General features: G+C 50.0%; 13 protein-coding genes. 7 read left to right on the top strand and 6 right to left on the bottom strand.

Annotation, left to right across the window (positions count from 1 at the left end):
* Positions 1–97 precede the first annotated feature (97 nt).
* From GmarT_RS17555 to GmarT_RS17535, 5 genes are all read left to right on the top strand, one after another.
* Entirely contained in the window at positions 98–1,147 is a 1,050-nt protein-coding gene (locus tag GmarT_RS17555) for a sigma-70 family RNA polymerase sigma factor (protein WP_002645625.1), read from the top strand.
* A gap of 116 nt (positions 1,148–1,263) precedes the next feature.
* Positions 1,264–2,322 carry a pseudouridine synthase gene (locus GmarT_RS17550; protein ID WP_002645626.1) on the top strand — a complete coding sequence of 353 codons (1,059 nt, stop codon included), beginning with the start codon at positions 1,264–1,266 and terminating at the stop codon, positions 2,320–2,322.
* Entirely contained in the window at positions 2,319–3,191 is an 873-nt protein-coding gene (locus tag GmarT_RS17545; protein WP_002645627.1) for a dihydroorotate dehydrogenase electron transfer subunit, read from the top strand. Before GmarT_RS17550 ends, GmarT_RS17545 begins: the two co-directional genes overlap by 4 nt.
* 186 nt (positions 3,192–3,377) lie before the next feature.
* A complete protein-coding gene (locus tag GmarT_RS17540) occupies positions 3,378–4,391 on the top strand; it encodes a DNA-binding transcriptional response regulator (protein ID WP_002645628.1) in 1,014 nt (337 codons plus the stop codon).
* Positions 4,392–4,771: 380 nt separating this feature from the next.
* On the top strand, positions 4,772–6,466 hold the full coding sequence (locus GmarT_RS17535; protein WP_002645629.1) for a serine/threonine protein kinase: 1,695 nt from the start codon (positions 4,772–4,774) through the stop codon (positions 6,464–6,466).
* A 33-nt stretch (positions 6,467–6,499) separates the two neighbouring features.
* On the opposite strand, the gene GmarT_RS17530 is transcribed toward GmarT_RS17535, so the two are convergent.
* Both GmarT_RS17530 and GmarT_RS17525 read right to left on the bottom strand, forming a co-directional pair.
* Entirely contained in the window at positions 6,500–6,766 is a 267-nt protein-coding gene (locus GmarT_RS17530; RefSeq protein WP_002645630.1) for a hypothetical protein, read from the bottom strand.
* Positions 6,767–6,779: 13 nt separating this feature from the next.
* Positions 6,780–7,841, bottom strand: coding sequence for an Ldh family oxidoreductase (locus tag GmarT_RS17525; RefSeq protein ID WP_052301241.1), 1,062 nt, complete (start codon positions 7,839–7,841; stop codon positions 6,780–6,782).
* Between the two features lie 526 nt (positions 7,842–8,367).
* Here GmarT_RS17525 and GmarT_RS17520 point away from each other — a divergent pair.
* A complete protein-coding gene (locus tag GmarT_RS17520) occupies positions 8,368–8,667 on the top strand; it encodes a hypothetical protein (protein WP_002645633.1) in 300 nt (99 codons plus the stop codon).
* Between the two features lie 8 nt (positions 8,668–8,675).
* On the opposite strand, the gene GmarT_RS17515 is transcribed toward GmarT_RS17520, so the two are convergent.
* Entirely contained in the window at positions 8,676–9,323 is a 648-nt protein-coding gene (locus GmarT_RS17515; protein WP_002645634.1) for a hypothetical protein, read from the bottom strand.
* Positions 9,324–9,477: 154 nt separating this feature from the next.
* Here GmarT_RS17515 and GmarT_RS17510 point away from each other — a divergent pair, with 154 nt between their 5' ends.
* Positions 9,478–11,202: an arylsulfatase gene (locus GmarT_RS17510; protein WP_002645635.1), complete on the top strand. Its 1,725-nt coding sequence runs from the start codon at positions 9,478–9,480 to the stop codon at positions 11,200–11,202.
* A 155-nt stretch (positions 11,203–11,357) separates the two neighbouring features.
* Here the strand turns inward: GmarT_RS17510 and GmarT_RS17505 are convergent, their stop codons facing one another.
* The 3 genes from GmarT_RS17505 to GmarT_RS17495 form a co-directional block, all read right to left on the bottom strand.
* Positions 11,358–13,157, bottom strand: coding sequence for a hypothetical protein (locus GmarT_RS17505; RefSeq protein ID WP_149303040.1), 1,800 nt, complete (start codon positions 13,155–13,157; stop codon positions 11,358–11,360).
* A gap of 381 nt (positions 13,158–13,538) precedes the next feature.
* Entirely contained in the window at positions 13,539–15,095 is a 1,557-nt protein-coding gene (locus GmarT_RS17500) for a UxaA family hydrolase (protein WP_002645637.1), read from the bottom strand.
* Positions 15,096–15,256: 161 nt separating this feature from the next.
* The gene (locus GmarT_RS17495) at positions 15,257–16,729 is read right to left on the bottom strand and encodes a sulfatase (protein WP_002645638.1); all 1,473 of its coding nucleotides are present in this window, start codon (positions 16,727–16,729) and stop codon (positions 15,257–15,259) included.
* Between the last annotated feature and the right edge of the window lie 18 nt (positions 16,730–16,747).

The raw sequence follows: 16,747 nt of genomic DNA, 5'->3' as shown, positions 1-16,747 counted from the left end.
AAATTGTTTTATCAAATCAGATTCCCTAGTATGAGCGCAGCGTCTCTGAAGGAAGATCGCGATTTGTGTCAGCATCACACGAACGAGTTTCTATTTCATGTACAGTACATCCATGGCTGATTTCCTGCAGGAAGATTCATTCTCCCAACTGGGTGAGCGGGCGATTCTTGCAGACCAGTCGAAGTCCTGTCAGTGTGAATTGCTGGCCGTCAAAAAAGCAGCCCGCATGAGGAAGGTCTGCGTCACGCGTGAGCTTCAGAAACGAGCTGAGCAGATTTATGCGACTGAGATCGAATACGTCTACAGTGAGCGTTTTGAGAATAATGCCGCCAGCGATGAAATTCTGCAACCACTTCAGAATTTGTGTGCAGCACTCAATACGGATTCAGACTACGAATTGTCGGAGTTTGATTTCCAGCAGGCACAGCTGTATGCAGTCCCTCTGCTGGATAAAGAACAGGAAGTCATACTCTTTCGTGGTATGAACTACCTCAAATACCGTGCTGAGAAATTGAAGTCACAGATTGATCTCAAATCTCCCTGCATCGGTCTGTTAGACCGGATTGAACAAAAGCTGAAAGACGCGCGGCGTCTTAGAAATTACATCATTCAGGCCAATCTGCGTCTGGTGGTCTCGATCGCTAAAAATCTGACGGATCGCGCTAACCTGTTCGAAGATATCGTCAGCGATGGCCATCTGCCGCTGATTCGGGCCGTGGAGATATTTGATGTCGATCGTGGTAACCGGTTCAGTACCTACGGGACCTGGGCAGTGCGTAATTTTCTGTTTCGGACTACAAAAAAAGGGCGAAAATACCGCAAAACCTTTTTGAATGGTGCGGAAACTCTGGCGCTGGGATTGAGCGATATCCGTTCGACAATGCGGTCACATGAAACCTACCATCAGAACATTGACGATGTTTTGCAGAAGGTATTACACACTCTGGATGAACGGGAACAGGTCATTCTGAAACGTCGGTTTGGTCTTGCGCAATCAGACACACCCGAAAAATTTCGTGAGATTGCAGAAGACCTGGGCGTCAGTACCGAACGGGTTCGACAGTTGACAATCCGGTCACTGCAGCGAATGCGGGAAGCGATAGAGGAACAAAAGCTGGAAATACCGGATATTCCGGAAATCCTTTGAGTTCCCTGTAAAGAAACCCTGCAGCATAATTGGTATCGCGCGCCTGCTGTGTTATAAGAAACACAGGCGAAAACGCCTTTACCTTACGTTTCCCTTTTCACCATAGTTGAAAAATCATGAGTCCCGATTCCGATCCGCAAACCCAGCCCGAAGAACCCTCAGTCGATGACGAGAGTCACCTGATCCGATTACAGAAGTTTCTGGCTGCCACAGGTCTGGGCTCCCGGCGTCATTGCGAAGAATATATCGAAACCGGGCGCGTGAGCGTTGATGGCGATGTTATCACGGAGTTAGGGGCGAAGATCGATCCGGAGACGCAGTTCATCGAAGTAGATGGCGAGCGTGTTCGACTGCAGCCACGTCGTTATTATCTGCTGAATAAACCATCCGGGTTTCTCTGTACCAATAACGACCCTGCCGGCAGGAGACGGGTGGTTGATCTGTTTCCGAATGACGGTCAGCGGTTGTTTACCGTGGGGCGACTGGATGAAAACAGTGAAGGGTTGATCCTGGTAACCAATGATGGCGAACTGGCCCAGCGGCTGGCGCATCCCCGGTATCGTGTTGCTCGCACTTATCATGTGCAGGTGGTGGGTAACCCGCCACGCGAAAAACTGGACGAACTTCGGAAAGGAGTTCGTTTTAAAGAAGGCGTGTTTCGGGTCTCTGGTCTCAAGTATCTCAAAAAACAGGGTAAGAGCGCCTTTCTTGAATTAACGCTGCATGAAGGACAGAATCGTGAAATTCGTCGCATGATGGCGCGAATCGGTCACAAGGTCATCCAACTGGTGCGGATCCGCTTTGGCCCATTGAATCTGGGAAAACTCAAAACTGGGGAATCCCGGCGCTTGAGTGACACGGAGTTGAAAAAATTACGACAATTGTTAAATGAGAAACATTCTCCGGACATCCGTCACCGTAAGGGGAAGAAAAATGCCGCTCCTGCGAAAACGCGGGCGCCTCGTAAATCTGTGGGTAAACGATCAGGGGAACGGGGGGCAGCTGCTGGTAAATCTGTTTCAGAGAGAATTTCAGGCGGAAAAAAGACGGGGGGAAAACGATCCGTTTCCACGGGGCGAAAACCTGCAGCAGACTCCTCGAAACCGAAAACAACAGGACGTAGAATCATCGGCGATGTTGCGGAAAAACGGACACGTCAAGGAAAGCGAAAATGACAGAGTCTTCACAATTCAGCAATTGTGCAACTCCCCAGTATCTTTCAGCCCGTGTGGTTGAGCAGGAACGCATGGCGCAGGACACATATCGATTGCGTCTTGAATGTCCTGAAGTGGCTCAAGTGATATTACCCGGTCAGTTTTTCATGGTGCGGGAACCGGGAGTCAATGATCCACTGCTGGGACGGCCTTTCGCGTTGTATGATACCTGTCTGGATGAAAACGGAACGGCAATCGGACTCGATTTTGGTTACGTCGTCGTTGGAAAACTGACGTCGCGGATGACGCACTGGCAACCCGGAGATCGAGTCGAAATCTGGGGACCTCTGGGAAATGGGTTTCCATACCCGGGCAGTGGTTCACTGGTCATGGTAGCAGGTGGAATCGGGCAGACCCCGTTTCTGGCTACGGCGCGGCAGGCATTGGGTCTGCGGAAATACGGTCAACCCGAGCAGACACTGTCTGCACTGCCGGAGCGTGTGAGCCTGCTATACGGCGCGCGTTCAAAAGAGTACCTGGCAGGTCTGGATGATTTTCAGTTGGAGGGACTGGATGTTTCAGTGGCAACCGACGATGGTTCGTATGGGCATCAAGGCTTTGTGACCGAACTCTTACAACAGCAAATCGAAAGCGATTCACCGCCAGCAACTGTTTTCTGTTGCGGACCGGAGCCGATGATGGAAGCGGTCAGCAGAATTACTTCGCAGGCGGGAATTTCCTGCTGGCTGTCTCTGGAGACTCCGATGGCGTGTGGCTTTGGTGCCTGCTTCAGTTGCGTGGCGAAAGTCCGGATCAGCGATGATGAGTGGGATTATCGGCGGACTTGTGTTGAAGGACCGGTTTTCAATGCAGAATCGCTGATATTTTAGCCCCGTTTTCTGTTTTTACGTGAGTTTTTCGATTTTGAGCCTGAGGCTGCCGCCGGTCTGGGGCATTCAGTGAACCGGGATGTGCCGGCAAAGCATAACTTCCTGTAAAGGCAGCGGTTGCAGCGAGTTCATATTGACAATTCTCTTTAAAAAACTCTATAGTCCTGCCAGCAGACAGGCCCGATAATGAGCGTGAAACATGATAAGCACAATCTGATCGACGCGGACTCATTTGCCGGATTTCCGCAAACAGAGGCAGATTCCGCCTACACCGAGAATACGGAACAATCATCGGATCGTTTTTTACAGCAGCCGATTCCTTCTGGTTTTAAAGCTCTGTTTATCAGTAGGGTCCGACCGGTTTGGGTCGGGCTGGCATTGCGCCTGGATGCGATTGGCTGTAGTGAACCGCGTTTTGAATGGGTATCCACAGCAGAGGAAGCTTTAACTCAACTGCGAAACGACAGCTATGACTGTTTGTTGATCGAGATCGATAGTGAAACCCGAAAGTCTCGATTAGAACTTTTGAATGCGATTCGAATCAGCGGTTGCCATGAGCCTGCCATACTCCTGTTGGCTGGCCCGGATGATCAGGTTACTCAGGCTGCTTGTGAAAATCAGGCGGAAGTGCTCGTTTCGACTGCAATGTGGGAGTCACCCGCGCTGTTAAGTGTCGTGCAACGTGCCTTATCCATGCAGCAACTGTGCGAAGAAAACCATCAATTGCAGGTGGAAAAACACCGGCGTCTGATTCGCGAGCGGGATGAAGCAGAGCGGCTCCTGAATCAACAGCGATCAATGGTCGAAGAACTGCAGAACCTGGTTTATCCAGATGTCTTAAGTGATCAGCAGTCTGATTCAGAACTGCCGGGAACATCAGGGCTCCACAAATCCGATCCGCCAGTAGAACTTCCGCAGATTCCGTTTGAGGTTCGAGATTATTATCACGAATTATTACGGACTTATGTGATCATGGGAGCGGGAAACCTGAAGGATGAAATCCTTCAGATTGCGGAATTACTGGCGGCTGCAGACTTAACTCCTCCACAGGTTCTTGAATTCCATCTGCAGTGTGTTGAGTTGATTGTCAAAGGCCTGGGAAATCGCAGTTCCCGCCATGTGATGAGTCGGGCTGATCTACTGGCGCTGGAGATGATGGTTCATCTGGGAGAATGCTATCAGAAAAAAAAGAGGGGTTAGTTTTATTGAGGTTTTGGGGCCATCTGATTTGAATCATTAAATCTAATTTCACCGATCGTTGGCTGAGTGAGTTCAGGATATGAAGCATTTTTGTAAGCATCTATCAGGAAATAGCTTATGAGTTCTATTTATTATTTATGGGACGCGATCAAAAAGTACTGTAATTCATTTCCTGAACCGCGTATAATAGAGCAAAATTATCTGTGCGATGTGGTCAGTTATTTATATTCTTTCCCCATGAAACGCAGATCCGGATCATGTTTTGAGTGTCATGGGAGACAAATGCATCGGGATTGGCTGTTTCTGGACTTGAGAGAGGCTCGCTAATTCTGATCCGCAGTTTGCATTCACAATAATTGATCATGTCTGGGACATTGAGGATGGGTTCTGAACAACACGCGGGGGCGAAGACTCCGGCTTTAGCTACATTGATACCCGAGGAATTCAAAAAAGAGGCGGGCAAGTTCTGTCCGCATGCCGGTGTCGTATCACGTGGTTCCGGTATGTTTCAGGAGCAGGGACGACTCCTGCTGCTGAGTCGACTGAGAATGGCATCTCTATTGCTGGCTCTGGCTTCTCTGGCGTTTCTGATACGAGGATTGTGGCTGGGTGAGTTTGACGACTCGCATGGTCAGGAAATGCTGATTCTGGATTCGATCGTGACGGGAATTCTGTTTGTCGTCTCGGGGGTTCTCTGGTTGAAACCCTGTATGTGTTTGTGGCGTTTGAGGATTTGCGAGGCAATTACTTTCGGCACACCTGCTGCCTTTTTTATCTGGTGGCATTTCTGTGAACTGTGCGCCTGTGATCCCGTACTGCTGGGCAAGGTGGCGTTTGCGTTTCCGTTGCGTACGGTATTCCCCTGGATGATCCTGATCTATACCTACGGGTTTTTCATTCCCAACTCCCTGCGGGGGGTGATCTCTGTGGTAAGTCTGATGGTGATCAGCCCGATTGCCGGAGCTATGATGACCGGGATGCAGGTGCCCCAGGTTTCGGAAGTGCTCTACTCAGGCGGATTGTCTGAGATGATCATTCTGCTGTTGATCGCTGCCAGTACCGCCGTCTATGGATCACATCGTGTGGGCAGTTTGAGACGTGAAGCGTTCGACGCGAAAAGCATCGGTATGTACACATTGCGCAAACAGGTTGGCAGTGGGGGGATGGGAGAAGTCTATCTTGCAGAACATCGTCTGCTGAAACGCCCGTGTGCGATTAAACTGATTCGGCGGGATAAAGTGGACGATGAAAACGTCCTGTTGCGGTTTGAGAGTGAAGTACAGGCGACTGCGGGGTTGACACATCCCAATACGATTGAAATCTATGATTACGGTCATACGGAAGAGGGAACGTTCTATTATGTCATGGAGTTTTTGCCCGGCTTGAACCTGCAGGAAATAGTCGAGCGATTTGGCGTATTGCCTCCGGCACGGGTTGTCTACCTGTTGAAGCAGGTCTGTTCTGCGCTGGCGGAAGCACATCATAAAGGACTGATTCATCGAGATATCAAACCGGGCAATATCTTTTCAGCCGAGCGTGGCGGGCTGTACGATGTTGCCAAACTGCTGGATTTTGGACTAGTCAAGGATAATCGTTCGAATGTAGATTCGCTGAATCTCACAATGGAAGGTGCAGTCGTTGGGTCACCCCTTTATACCAGTCCTGAAGCAGTGACTGGAGATGGTACACCCGATCCCCGGTCCGATATTTATTCGCTGGGAGCCAGTGCCTACTACTTGTTGACGGGTAAACCCGTTTTCGATGGCGAAAATGCGTTGAAGGTCATCTTTGCCCATGCGAGTCAGGTAGTGATTCCTCCCACTTCAATTAATCCGCAGATCCCGGAAGAACTGGAAGCATTCATCTTGAAATGTCTGGAGAAAAAACCAGAGGATCGATACCAGAGTGCTGAAGAACTGAGCGCGGCATTGAAAACCTTGCCAGTTGATGATTGGACCCAGGAGCAGGCCATTGAATGGTGGTCTGAAGCAGAGCATCTGGTACAACTGGAACCGGATGTGGAGTACGCCTCGGACTACATGAAAGCCACAACGATTCTGCCTGTGAATGCCTGACCCCCACCGATTCTCTGAGTTTTACGTGGGGGTTTATGTTTTCCGATGCTGCCAGTTCAAACGGTCCCGGGTCAGGAAACCATGCCTGATGGCACAGTCGACGCAGTAGAGTTCGTGGCCGTTTGTCACCACGATTTCACCATGCATTAACAGGTGGAAGTGGTCCTGCCCGGGAGATTTGGAAAAGCAGTATTCTTTGGAAGACGAGCGTTTCACGATGAGGTTGATGTTGTCTGTCTCATTGACGGGAACATACAACCGCGCGTCGGGGTTCTGATTCTGATCCGTTTCGTTTTCCATTTTTGAATACAGACTATCCCTGGACTTCTGGTACAGGAACACCCAGTTCGGCAGCAAGATTGGATAAGGCTTCCCAGTTTCCTTTGTCCAGAGAGATCCCTGATGTTTTGCGTGTGGCCGCGGTTTTCTTTTCCGGATCGCCTGGCAGGAAGACCTCACTGATTCCCTCTTTGAGAGGGACGCTTCTGACGTATTTCTCCAGATTGCTAATTTCGTTCATCAGATGGTTCTGGCCTCCCAGGTGGCCGGGATCGATGACCACAACGAACACACAGTTTCCCTGTGGTGGTGGCGGGTCAGGAAAGGCACATTGTCCGCCTGAGAGCGCACCGCAGAGCATTTCTACCATGAAAGAGAGTCCGAAGCCTTTATATGCCTGGTCTCCGCCCATAGGGAGAATCGTGCCTGGAGGATCACCGTAGAGCATGTTGGGGTCAGTTGTTGGATTTCCATCGGGGTCCAGAATCAGTCCGGGAGGAACCTGTTCACCTGCAATCTTTTTGATGCGAACTTTACCTTCTGCAGTGGCTGATGTACCGAAGTCAAGTACGAAAGGACCTTCTGCACCGCCGGGCATGCCGATACAGATGGGGTTGGTACCCAGTCGAGGTCGCTTTCCCCCTACCGGAGCAACGCGGGGGGCAGAGCCGTGTGTATTAGCGCAGATGATGGATGCCATCCCTTTGGCGGCAGCCATTTCTGCATATTCTCCCAGGCGACCGATGTGTGAAGCACGTTTCAGTGTGCCACAGGAAACGCCCAGTGTTCCCGCTTTTTCAATCAAACGATTCATCAGATCGTGCATGACGGTCTGACCAAATCCCCAGCAGCCGTCACCGGTAATCGCTGCGGGAGTTTCGTTGAGAATCTGCAGTTTCTCACCTGCTTTCAGGATTCCTTCTTTCACGCGTCCCAGATAAAAGGGAAGACGCATCACGCCGTGGGAGTCGTGACCCAGCAGATTGGCGTCGACCAGACTATGGGAGACGATCCGCGCTTCTTCTTCGTTCGCGCCTCCCTTGAGCAGGAGAGATTCGGTAAAGTTTTGCAGAGACTGAGCTGAGATAACGGGCACTTCAGGAAGTCCTTCAGAGAAGTAATTTGGTTGAGCCAATTCTGGACAATAAGTTGAATTGCAGTTTGCATCAGTTTCTATCATACAAACTATTTTATATTCGGTAAATTTAAGGGATATCAGGATTTTCCCTGTTGTTCAGAAAAAACGATCCGTTGAGCAGGGATCTTTGGATCTCCCGGACAGTAAAGTGAAGCAGCTGTTCTGATTAGATAAAAGAATCCGGACCGGTGAGGGACTGTACTTCAGAAAGTCAGACCCTGTTACTGTGCTGGTCTTCAGTCCGGTTTTTTGAATTTGATGGAATTCCGGGAAATTGTTCTCTCTTGTAACGAATACAGAAAATTCATCATCTGCTCAAATTTTAACAAAGAGACGGGCATCTCAACTCTTCTGACAGATGCCAGTCTGGCTGGACGATACTCGTCAGGTCAACCTGCTGATTTGGGATTAGACAAATAGTGAGCGGGCCGCTCACTTCACTGAAAAAACAGGTGAACGAGAATTATTGCGAGAGGGATAGTGAATGAGTTTCAGTGTAGATAACATCCAGTCACTTAACGAACTGCGACAATTTATTCATAAAACGCTGTGTGAAAAAGAGAATCTGCTGGAAGAGCAGTTCTCGATGACAGAGATGTCTCTGATACGGCGTGGACGCAGTTGTGGGCTGCAGTTCTCAATCAATGGCCCGCGAAGCGTACGACTGGGAGCTATCTGGGCATCTGATTCTAATATGGTCTACTTTTATGACGCACGTGGTGAACGCTATGCCAAGGTGCATCTTCCCAATCGAATCTTTATGGCTGAAGAAGAAGCTGCCTGACCGCTGGTTTATTCTGCGTCGTTTCGCTTCCCGTCCAAGATCCGTTCTGCGCTGGTGGTCGTCAGTTCCTGCAAACGAACTGCCGCTCTGGTGCTGCCATACTTTTCCGCATTCCGATAATGCAGGATCGCAATCGCAGGCGTGGAGTGTTTTTTCTCCGCCAGTTGTCCCAATTGATAAAAACGCTCTGCTTTCGACTGTCTGATTTCACTGGCATTTGAATTTGTTTCCGAAGACGAAAGTGATCTGCCTGCTGGGTGACTGGAAGCCGTCTGATTCAGTAGCTGGTTTCGCCAGTGATGGTGCGCTGAAGGAACATTCCGGGAGTTGCGTAAGATGCGGGGAGCAGAATTGAGCAGCATCTGGTCCATGGCTTCAAAATCGTGGATGTAGACACCGACACTGCTGGTCGAACTCTGAAAAGAGTGACCGTAGCGGGAACCGCTGCGAAACGGACCACTCTGTCTGGAATGAATGGCCCCTGATCGAATCCCTCCCAGCAAAGCTGACCCTCGATCAGGAACAGTGAGTGTTGTTCCCATTGAAAATTGTTGTACGATGGGTTGCTGGATTCTAACGGCCTGCGCTTCAGCAGTTTCGATATGAACTGCCATCAGACAGATAATCATACTGCAGCCGGTAATTATGAGTTTCATGACAGGAGACTCCGCCTGGAGAACGCGGTTATTAGATGTATCGTAAAGCATCAGTCATAGCTCGACAACCTTTTTTTCGGATGAAACCCGGAACAGAGTATGATGTAGGCTTATTTTTATGTAACAACGTCCTCATACATTACCCGGAGTAATAATGAATCAGTTTACTATCTCTACCGTAAAGTGGTTTGCAGGCTTTCTGTTACTGGTGTCATACTCGTTCGGCTGCGAGGGAACTTTATGCGCTGAGAGCCGTCCCAACGTGATCGTCATTCTGACGGACGACCAGGGGTATGGGGATGTGGGGTTTCGCGGGAATTTGAAAATCAATACGCCGCATCTGGATCGGATGGCGGAAAAGAGTATAGAGTTGACCCGCTTCTATTGCAGTCCTGTCTGTGCACCAACGCGCGCCAGCCTGTTAACAGGACGTAACTATTATCGCACGGGAGTCATTCATACTTCGCGTGGCGGAGCAAAAATGCAGGGGGAAGAAGTCACGGTTGCTGAGCTGCTGCAGCAGGCGGGTTATCAGACCGGGATTTTCGGGAAATGGCATCTGGGAGATAATTATCCGATGCGGCCGCAGGATCAGGGGTTTGCGGAATCGCTGATTCATAAGAGTGGGGGAATTGGTCAGAGTCCCGACCAACCCAACAGTTATTTTCATCCAAAGCTGTGGAAGAATGGAGTCGCGTTTCAGTCAACTGGATATTGTACGGACGTGTTTTTTGATGCAGCTCTGGACTTTATCGATCGGCAGACAAAAACAGAAAAACCGTTTTTTGTCTATCTGGCAACGAATGCTCCCCATACGCCTCTGGAAATTGCTGAATCTTACTGGAAACCTTATCAACGGCAGGGACTTGATGAAACAACCGCCCGTGTTTATGGAATGATTACGAATCTGGATGAAAACATCGGGAAGCTGTTGTCGCATCTTGAACGATCTGCTCTGGCAGAGAAGACAGTGGTTCTGTTTCTGGGGGATAACGGTCCACAGCAGAAGAGGTATACCGGAGGTCTGCGCGGGCGGAAATCCTGGACTTATGAAGGGGGGATCCGGGTTCCCTGTCTGGCGCAATGGCCTGGTCATTTTCGGGAAGGAGAGAAAATAGATCAGATCGCTGCGCATATCGATCTGATGCCAACGTTACTGGCACTGACGGAGACACGTTGTCCCGAATCTCTTAAGTTGGATGGAGTCGATCTGTCACCACTGTTGACAGGCAGAAAAGAGAAGTTGCCGGCACGAAGTCTGTTTTTCCAGGTGCACCGAGGTTTGACGCCACAACGCTATCAGAATTATGCCGTGGTGACGGAACGATTCAAACTGGCAGGTTACCCTGGTACTTTTGGAACCGAAAATCTACTACTGCAGGCAGAACCTGTTCTGGAATTCTATGATCTTTCGACAGATCCAGGGGAGCAGAAGAACGTGCTGCATTCGCATCCTGAGACGGTAAAGGCTTTACTTAAGCAATATGAGGACTGGTTTTCAGAAATGAAAGCAACAAGAAATTTTGAACCGGGTCTGATCGTGATTGATCGGGAGCAGGAGAATCCCAGCATCCTGTGCCGTTATCAGGATGGCTCATTCCAAAAGGGGGTGTCAGAAGGCTGGATGGTGAAAATCGTCCGATCCGGGTTATATCGAATCAAGATCAATCGAAAAACAGCGAAGCCTGGCAGGCTGTCTGTGAACTGGCAGGGCAGGACTTTGCATGATTTCCTGTCACCCGGGGAATCTGCGGCCGAGTTCGAACTGAAAGCCGGGACCGGGTTACTTGATATCTGGTTTCAGGCAGAAGGAGAAGACCGGGTCTACCCTGGTGATAATAGTTCGCTGGGTGATGTAGTCCTGACCCGGATTAAATAAAAAACCGGCAGGGAAGTCTGATTCCCGGCCGGTGATGTTGTTTCATTTTGTCAGTGGAATACTCTAGACTGTGTCCAGTTTTACTTTAGCGTCTCCAGGGCCAGTTGGACTGAGTATATTCGATAGAGAGACGCTATGGTTAATTGTGATGCGTTCTAGTAGTTCCAGTCCAGACCGACACTCCAGGTCCCGACACTCCAGGTCTCGCGTTTCAAGTCGATCGAAGGGAAGAGTCCTCTGGTTGGCATCCCTTGCCAGAGAATGCTTTCATAAGGTCTGGCGATATCTCCGGCCACGATGTAGGTGTAGCCAACTTTCAGCTTCGCTTCTTCGAGCAGTTTCATACGTTTGAGCACAGGGACTTTGTCAAAGAGTGCCATTTCTGCAAAGATCGATTGTTCAAAGAGAGGTGAAACGTGTGTGTGACTTTGTGTGTCTGTGAATGCGTTCGGGTTTGGATCAGTTGCTGTCGGATCAATCAACGCTTTGGGACGATCCACATCATTGGGATCAGCCCGGATAATCATACCGACATTATCCCCTTTCAGCTGAATCTTTTCCTGGTTTGCCATCAAGCCAAACTTGGTCTGTCCCCAGAGTTTGAATTTTTCGCCACCCAGGTCAAACTGAAAACCAATTTCCGGACCAGCCAGATTGGTTCGCACTACGTTGTTAACATAAGTCGTAGTGGGAGTGACTGGCAATCCAGTTACCGGATCCAGGGGAGCAACAAAGAAAGCCGTTGAAGTACCAGTGCTACCTCCTCCGGTACTGTCATCTTCGACTACCCCCGCATTATCAACGATTCCGTCCTGGTTTTCATCGGTTCCTGAAGGAAGCGAGAACAGTTTCAGGTCCGGACGAATCCCGGCAATATTGGTAGCATCACTGTAAAGCAGCCCACTGTCGCGACCAACAAAACTGAAAGCTTCTCTGACGTGCATGTATCGGGCTCCTGCGAGTCCGCGGATCTTCAGGGCTTTCTTATCCACAAACGGAGTGGACATCCAGGTGGCGTTGGTACCCCATGCCTGACTGACAACCTTAATGTTGAAGTCCAGGTCATAAGGGACTGTGACACCATTCACGCTACCATCATCCAGAGGCAAGCCTCTCAGGTTCATCAGTTCATTCTGGAGAACCGTATTGATTTCGGCAGTAGTGACGCCGGGGATGGAAGAGACTACTCCCGTCCCGGAAGGATCAATATAATTAGGCGGTGACAGCAGAATATCCATAATCGCCTGATTCGCTGGATTTGGCTGATGGGTAGAATCTTCAATCGCAGACCATGAAGTGTCAGCCTGTGTCAACCACCAGCCCACGATTTCAAATCCACTTTCATCGTCGTTCGTCCAGCCCCAACGCAGTCGGGCACCAGGTGCATTCAGATTTGGTATGACATCATAGGTTGTCTGATCGAAGTAGTTAAAACCTTCGTTTTCACTGAATTGATCATAGAATTCTTCATCGGTGGCATCAATCAGTTCATCTTCTACCAGGCCCAGGTAGGAGATCGATCCGTCGTTACCCAGTCGCATGCTGCCTGGTCGACGATAGCGACCGAACAGAGCTTCCATGCTGAAGAAATGTCGTTTTCCATGATTACTGGAATTGTACATCCAAAGCCCGTCACTCTCGACGCGATGTTGTTGGAACATCTTTTCGAAGGGAGTTATTTGCGGAAACGCACTGACGGGTGCCTGGGGACCAGCGTTCATGGGTACTCCCGGTGCAGTCGGAGCCCCGTAGGGTCCGGCTGGCGGCTGAAAGTATCCAGGCGGTGGTGGTACCATGGTTCGTGCATATGGAAGATTTCCGGGGTCGTATGATACAGGTTGTACCATCCCGGCTCCCTGGTATGAGGGCGGATATCCCTGCGCATGTACTGTTGAGTGTGCATGCGAGATGAGAACGATGCTCAATACCGGTGCTAGCCAATGAAGAAGCCGCATCTATACGTCCTTACAAACAGCGGAAACTTTGATAACAATCCGCGCGGTCTAATACGGAAAAGCGCGGAGTCTGTTGCTGGTTATATCGGACAGTGCTTCTGGTAAACTGTAGCGATTATTCGGAAGATGCCGAATTTTCCTGTTTCAATAGTCCTGACGGATTTACGGGCACAGTTATTATGGTGACGCATGTGTACTGTCCAGGCGTGTGATTCCCTGAGACAGACTCCGCTCGATTTTGTTTGAATCGGTAGAGCGTAGTCGTAAACTATTGATAGATAAAGAGATGTGTATGAAGACGAAGGTTAGGGAAATGAAACAGTAAAAGAGTGCTGACTTATCAGAAGTCCGCAGATCCGATTCTGTGTAATTACGACAAAATTAGAGGACCGGGCCGATACTCCAGGGGCAAAACTCCTCATCTCCGATTCCCTGGACCTCGCTTTTGGTTTTTTTACCACTGGCAACTTCAATGATCAACTCAAAGATTTCCCGTCCCACCTGTTCAACAGAAGTACCATGCAGGATGCGGCCCGCATCCAGATCCATATCATCTTCCATGCGTTCGAACATGGGGGTATTAGTCGAAATTTTGATACTGGGAACCGGTTTGCAGCCAAAGCAACTACCCCGTCCGGTAGTGAAGGCGACCACATTCGCACCGCCGGCGACCATGCCGGTAACAGAGGCCGGGTCATAACCGGGCGTATCCATAATCACAAAGCCTTTTTCAGTGACAGGTTCAGCAAAGCGATAGACTTCCCGTAACGCGGTGCTGCCTCCTTTGGCAATGGCTCCCAATGATTTTTCGTAAATTGTGGTGAGGCCTCCTCTTTTGTTACCCGGAGAGGGGTTGTTATCAATGACGACACCAAATTTTCCGGTGTATTCTTCCCACCAGCGAATACGTTCGATGAGTTTTTTTCCGATTTCCGGAGTGATGGCCCGTCTCGTCAGAAGGTGTTCGCCGCCATAGATTTCGGAAGTTTCCCCCAAAATCGAAGTGGCACCGTGGGCGACCAGCAGATCACTGGCAATGCCGAGCGCAGGATTGGCGGTTACACCACTGTTACCATCACTGCCGCCGCATTCAGTACCCAGAATCAGTTCAGAGACGGGAATCGGTACACGGGTGACATCATTAACCTGGGGCAGATATTCTTTCAGCAGAGCTGAAACCTGCTTCACTGTTTTGGCAATTCCACCGATATCCTGAATGTTGAGTACCAGAGGTGCGTTTACAGGTTGCTCTTTCAGGTTGGGAAGCTGCACGAGACCTTCTGAATCGGAAAGAAAAGCACCTTGTCCTGTTTCACAGCCCAGTCCCAGAATGACGTAAGCGCCTATGTTGGGATGTTTCGCAAAGCCACCCAGAGTACGCATCAGTTGATGATGGTCTTCTCCGTCGTACTGCATTGCACATCCCCCCTTGTGAACCAGTGGGATGATTCCATCAATATTAGGGAAGTCTTTGAGCGAGGTTTGAGCCAGTTCCCGGGCGATGTACTTGGATGCGGTCGCAGAGCAGTTCACCGTGCTGACGATTGCCAGATAGTTTCGGGTGCCCGCTTTGCCATTGGGACGCCGATAACCCATAAAGGTGCGGCCCGTAATCGGCTCGGGAGGCGCAGGAACATCAGTCGAGTAAGCGTAATCCAGGCTTAGTTCGCCTGCTGCCAGGTTATGGCTGTGAATCCAGTCGCCGGGTTCAATATCACAGGTGGCAAAGCCGATCACCTGCCCGAATTTCCGGACCGGTTCCCCTTTGTTGATTTGTTTAATCGCGACTTTATGTCCCAGATCAATGTCTTCCCGGGTTGTCACACTTTCTGTTTCGGTTAATTCACATTCCTGATTCTCGCCGACCGAATTGCGGGCGATGGCGATATTGTCTTCGGGATGTAATTTTAACAGGGGGGAGTGGGCGACGGCAGACATGTTCAATTAACGATCTAAATGAGAAATAAAGAAGTACTACAGCTGACTCAGATGACGCACCGAGTGCTTTCTGCTGAACCCCAAAGGGCACAGACTATAGATATATATAATAGAATATCTCGATTTGCGACTGCAGAATCAAGGGATGGATAGCACAACGGTCAGTTTGTCTGATCAATGCGTGTCTTTCTTCGTTCAGGTACCGGTTGATTTGTGCGGCGATTCCAGAACTCAGAGGCCCGTGCGGGATCGTATTTCGGGTTTTTGACGGGCAGGGCGGCTCCTGTTCGGGTTCTCCAGTCTGCCAGTTTCTGCTGCAGTTCCACCGCCTTTTCTGGATTCTTCGCTGCCAGATTAGTGGTTTCTGAAAGATCCTGTTGGAGATTATATAGTTCCAGGTTTCCATCTGCGAAGAATTCAATCAGCTTCCAGTCTCCTGCGCGAATGGCACTGGCCGGGGTCGAGTGATGGTAATGCGGGTAATGAAAATAGATCTCCTCGCGGTTGAGATGGCTGGAAGGATCTTTTAAGAGTGGAAGCAGGCTTAAGCCATCGATGGTCTGATGTTCCTGCAGAGTAGTGTGTGCGATCTCGGCGAAGGTTGGCCAGAAATCGATGCTGATAGTTGGCTCAGCGCATGTTTTACCGGCGGCAGCGACACCGGGCCATTTGATGATCAGTGGAACTCGAATGCCTCCTTCATAGAGTGAGCCTTTCTCATCTCTAAGGGGAGCGTTTGTGGAAACAATGTCTCCGCCTGAAAAACTTTGTCGCAGACCACCATTGTCTGAAGTGAAAATTACCACGGTATTCTCAGTCAGCTTCAATTCCTCCAGAGCAGCCACGATGCGGCCCACACTGTCGTCCACGTGTGCCACCATCGCAGCGTATACGGGATTATTGATTCCGTAAGCCGGTTTGGGTTTCTGCTGATATTTCCGGATCATCTGTTGTTTGGCTTCCAGCGGAATATGAACGGCATAATGCGAAAGCTGGACGAAGAAGGGTTTTGATTTGTTCTGTCTGATAAACTCAATCGTTTTATCAGTCAGGAAATCGGCAAGATAAGCCTTGTTGGGAATCCTAGTCGAAGGGGTCGTGCGAAAGCGGGGGGCAAAATGCCGACCGCCTGTAACCAGCGAAGTCTGGTATCCCTGCTGGTCCGGATTATGTGATTCCGGTCCCAGGTGCCATTTGCCAAAATAGGCAGTGTTGTAATTTGCAGATTGCAGGAGTTCACCTGGCGTGACGATTTCCAGTGGCAGATGGGGAGCGTTTTCAGGGACGATCAGTTTTTCGAACGGACGCCAGTGGCCGGGGATGAAGTCGGTCAGATGCAGTCGCGCCTGGTATTGGCCTGCCTGAATACTGGCGCGCGTGGGAGAGCAGACCGGGCAGGCAGCATAAAAATCAGTGAAGCGCACGCCGTCGCTGGCCAGTTGATCGATATGGGGTGTGTCGTGAAACTGATTTCCGTAGCTGACAGGATCGGGCCAGCCCATATCGTCAATCAATATGAAAACGATATTGGGTCGGTCAGCGGAGATCTTCTGCTCTGCGTGTAACGCTGTAACTGAAATCAGCAGTAAACACACGGCGAATAACAGGCTCTGATGAAGTGATTTCAGGTTCATGTCGAGATCCCCTTTAAG

Origin of the sequence: Gimesia maris (genome assembly GCF_008298035.1) — a bacterium.
Taxonomy (GTDB): domain Bacteria; phylum Planctomycetota; class Planctomycetia; order Planctomycetales; family Planctomycetaceae; genus Gimesia; species Gimesia maris.
The sequence above is the reverse complement of the archived record's forward strand: the minus strand, read 5'-3'. Positions and strand labels throughout refer to the sequence as shown.

Excerpts from the sequence above, each read along its gene's own strand:
- GmarT_RS17515 (WP_002645634.1), bottom strand. The coding sequence starts at position 9,323 with ATGAAACTCATAATTACCGGCTGCAGTATGATTATCTGTCTGATGGCA.
- GmarT_RS17500 (WP_002645637.1), bottom strand. The coding sequence starts at position 15,095 with ATGTCTGCCGTCGCCCACTCCCCCCTGTTAAAATTACATCCCGAAGAC.
- GmarT_RS17520 (WP_002645633.1), top strand. The coding sequence starts at position 8,368 with ATGAGTTTCAGTGTAGATAACATCCAGTCACTTAACGAACTGCGACAA.
- GmarT_RS17495 (WP_002645638.1), bottom strand. The coding sequence starts at position 16,729 with ATGAACCTGAAATCACTTCATCAGAGCCTGTTATTCGCCGTGTGTTTA.
- GmarT_RS17545 (WP_002645627.1), top strand. The coding sequence starts at position 2,319 with ATGACAGAGTCTTCACAATTCAGCAATTGTGCAACTCCCCAGTATCTT.
- GmarT_RS17535 (WP_002645629.1), top strand. The coding sequence starts at position 4,772 with ATGGGTTCTGAACAACACGCGGGGGCGAAGACTCCGGCTTTAGCTACA.
- GmarT_RS17510 (WP_002645635.1), top strand. The coding sequence starts at position 9,478 with ATGAATCAGTTTACTATCTCTACCGTAAAGTGGTTTGCAGGCTTTCTG.
- GmarT_RS17530 (WP_002645630.1), bottom strand. The coding sequence starts at position 6,766 with ATGGAAAACGAAACGGATCAGAATCAGAACCCCGACGCGCGGTTGTAT.
- GmarT_RS17540 (WP_002645628.1), top strand. The coding sequence starts at position 3,378 with ATGAGCGTGAAACATGATAAGCACAATCTGATCGACGCGGACTCATTT.
- GmarT_RS17505 (WP_149303040.1), bottom strand. The coding sequence starts at position 13,157 with ATGCGGCTTCTTCATTGGCTAGCACCGGTATTGAGCATCGTTCTCATC.
- GmarT_RS17550 (WP_002645626.1), top strand. The coding sequence starts at position 1,264 with ATGAGTCCCGATTCCGATCCGCAAACCCAGCCCGAAGAACCCTCAGTC.
- GmarT_RS17555 (WP_002645625.1), top strand. The coding sequence starts at position 98 with ATGTACAGTACATCCATGGCTGATTTCCTGCAGGAAGATTCATTCTCC.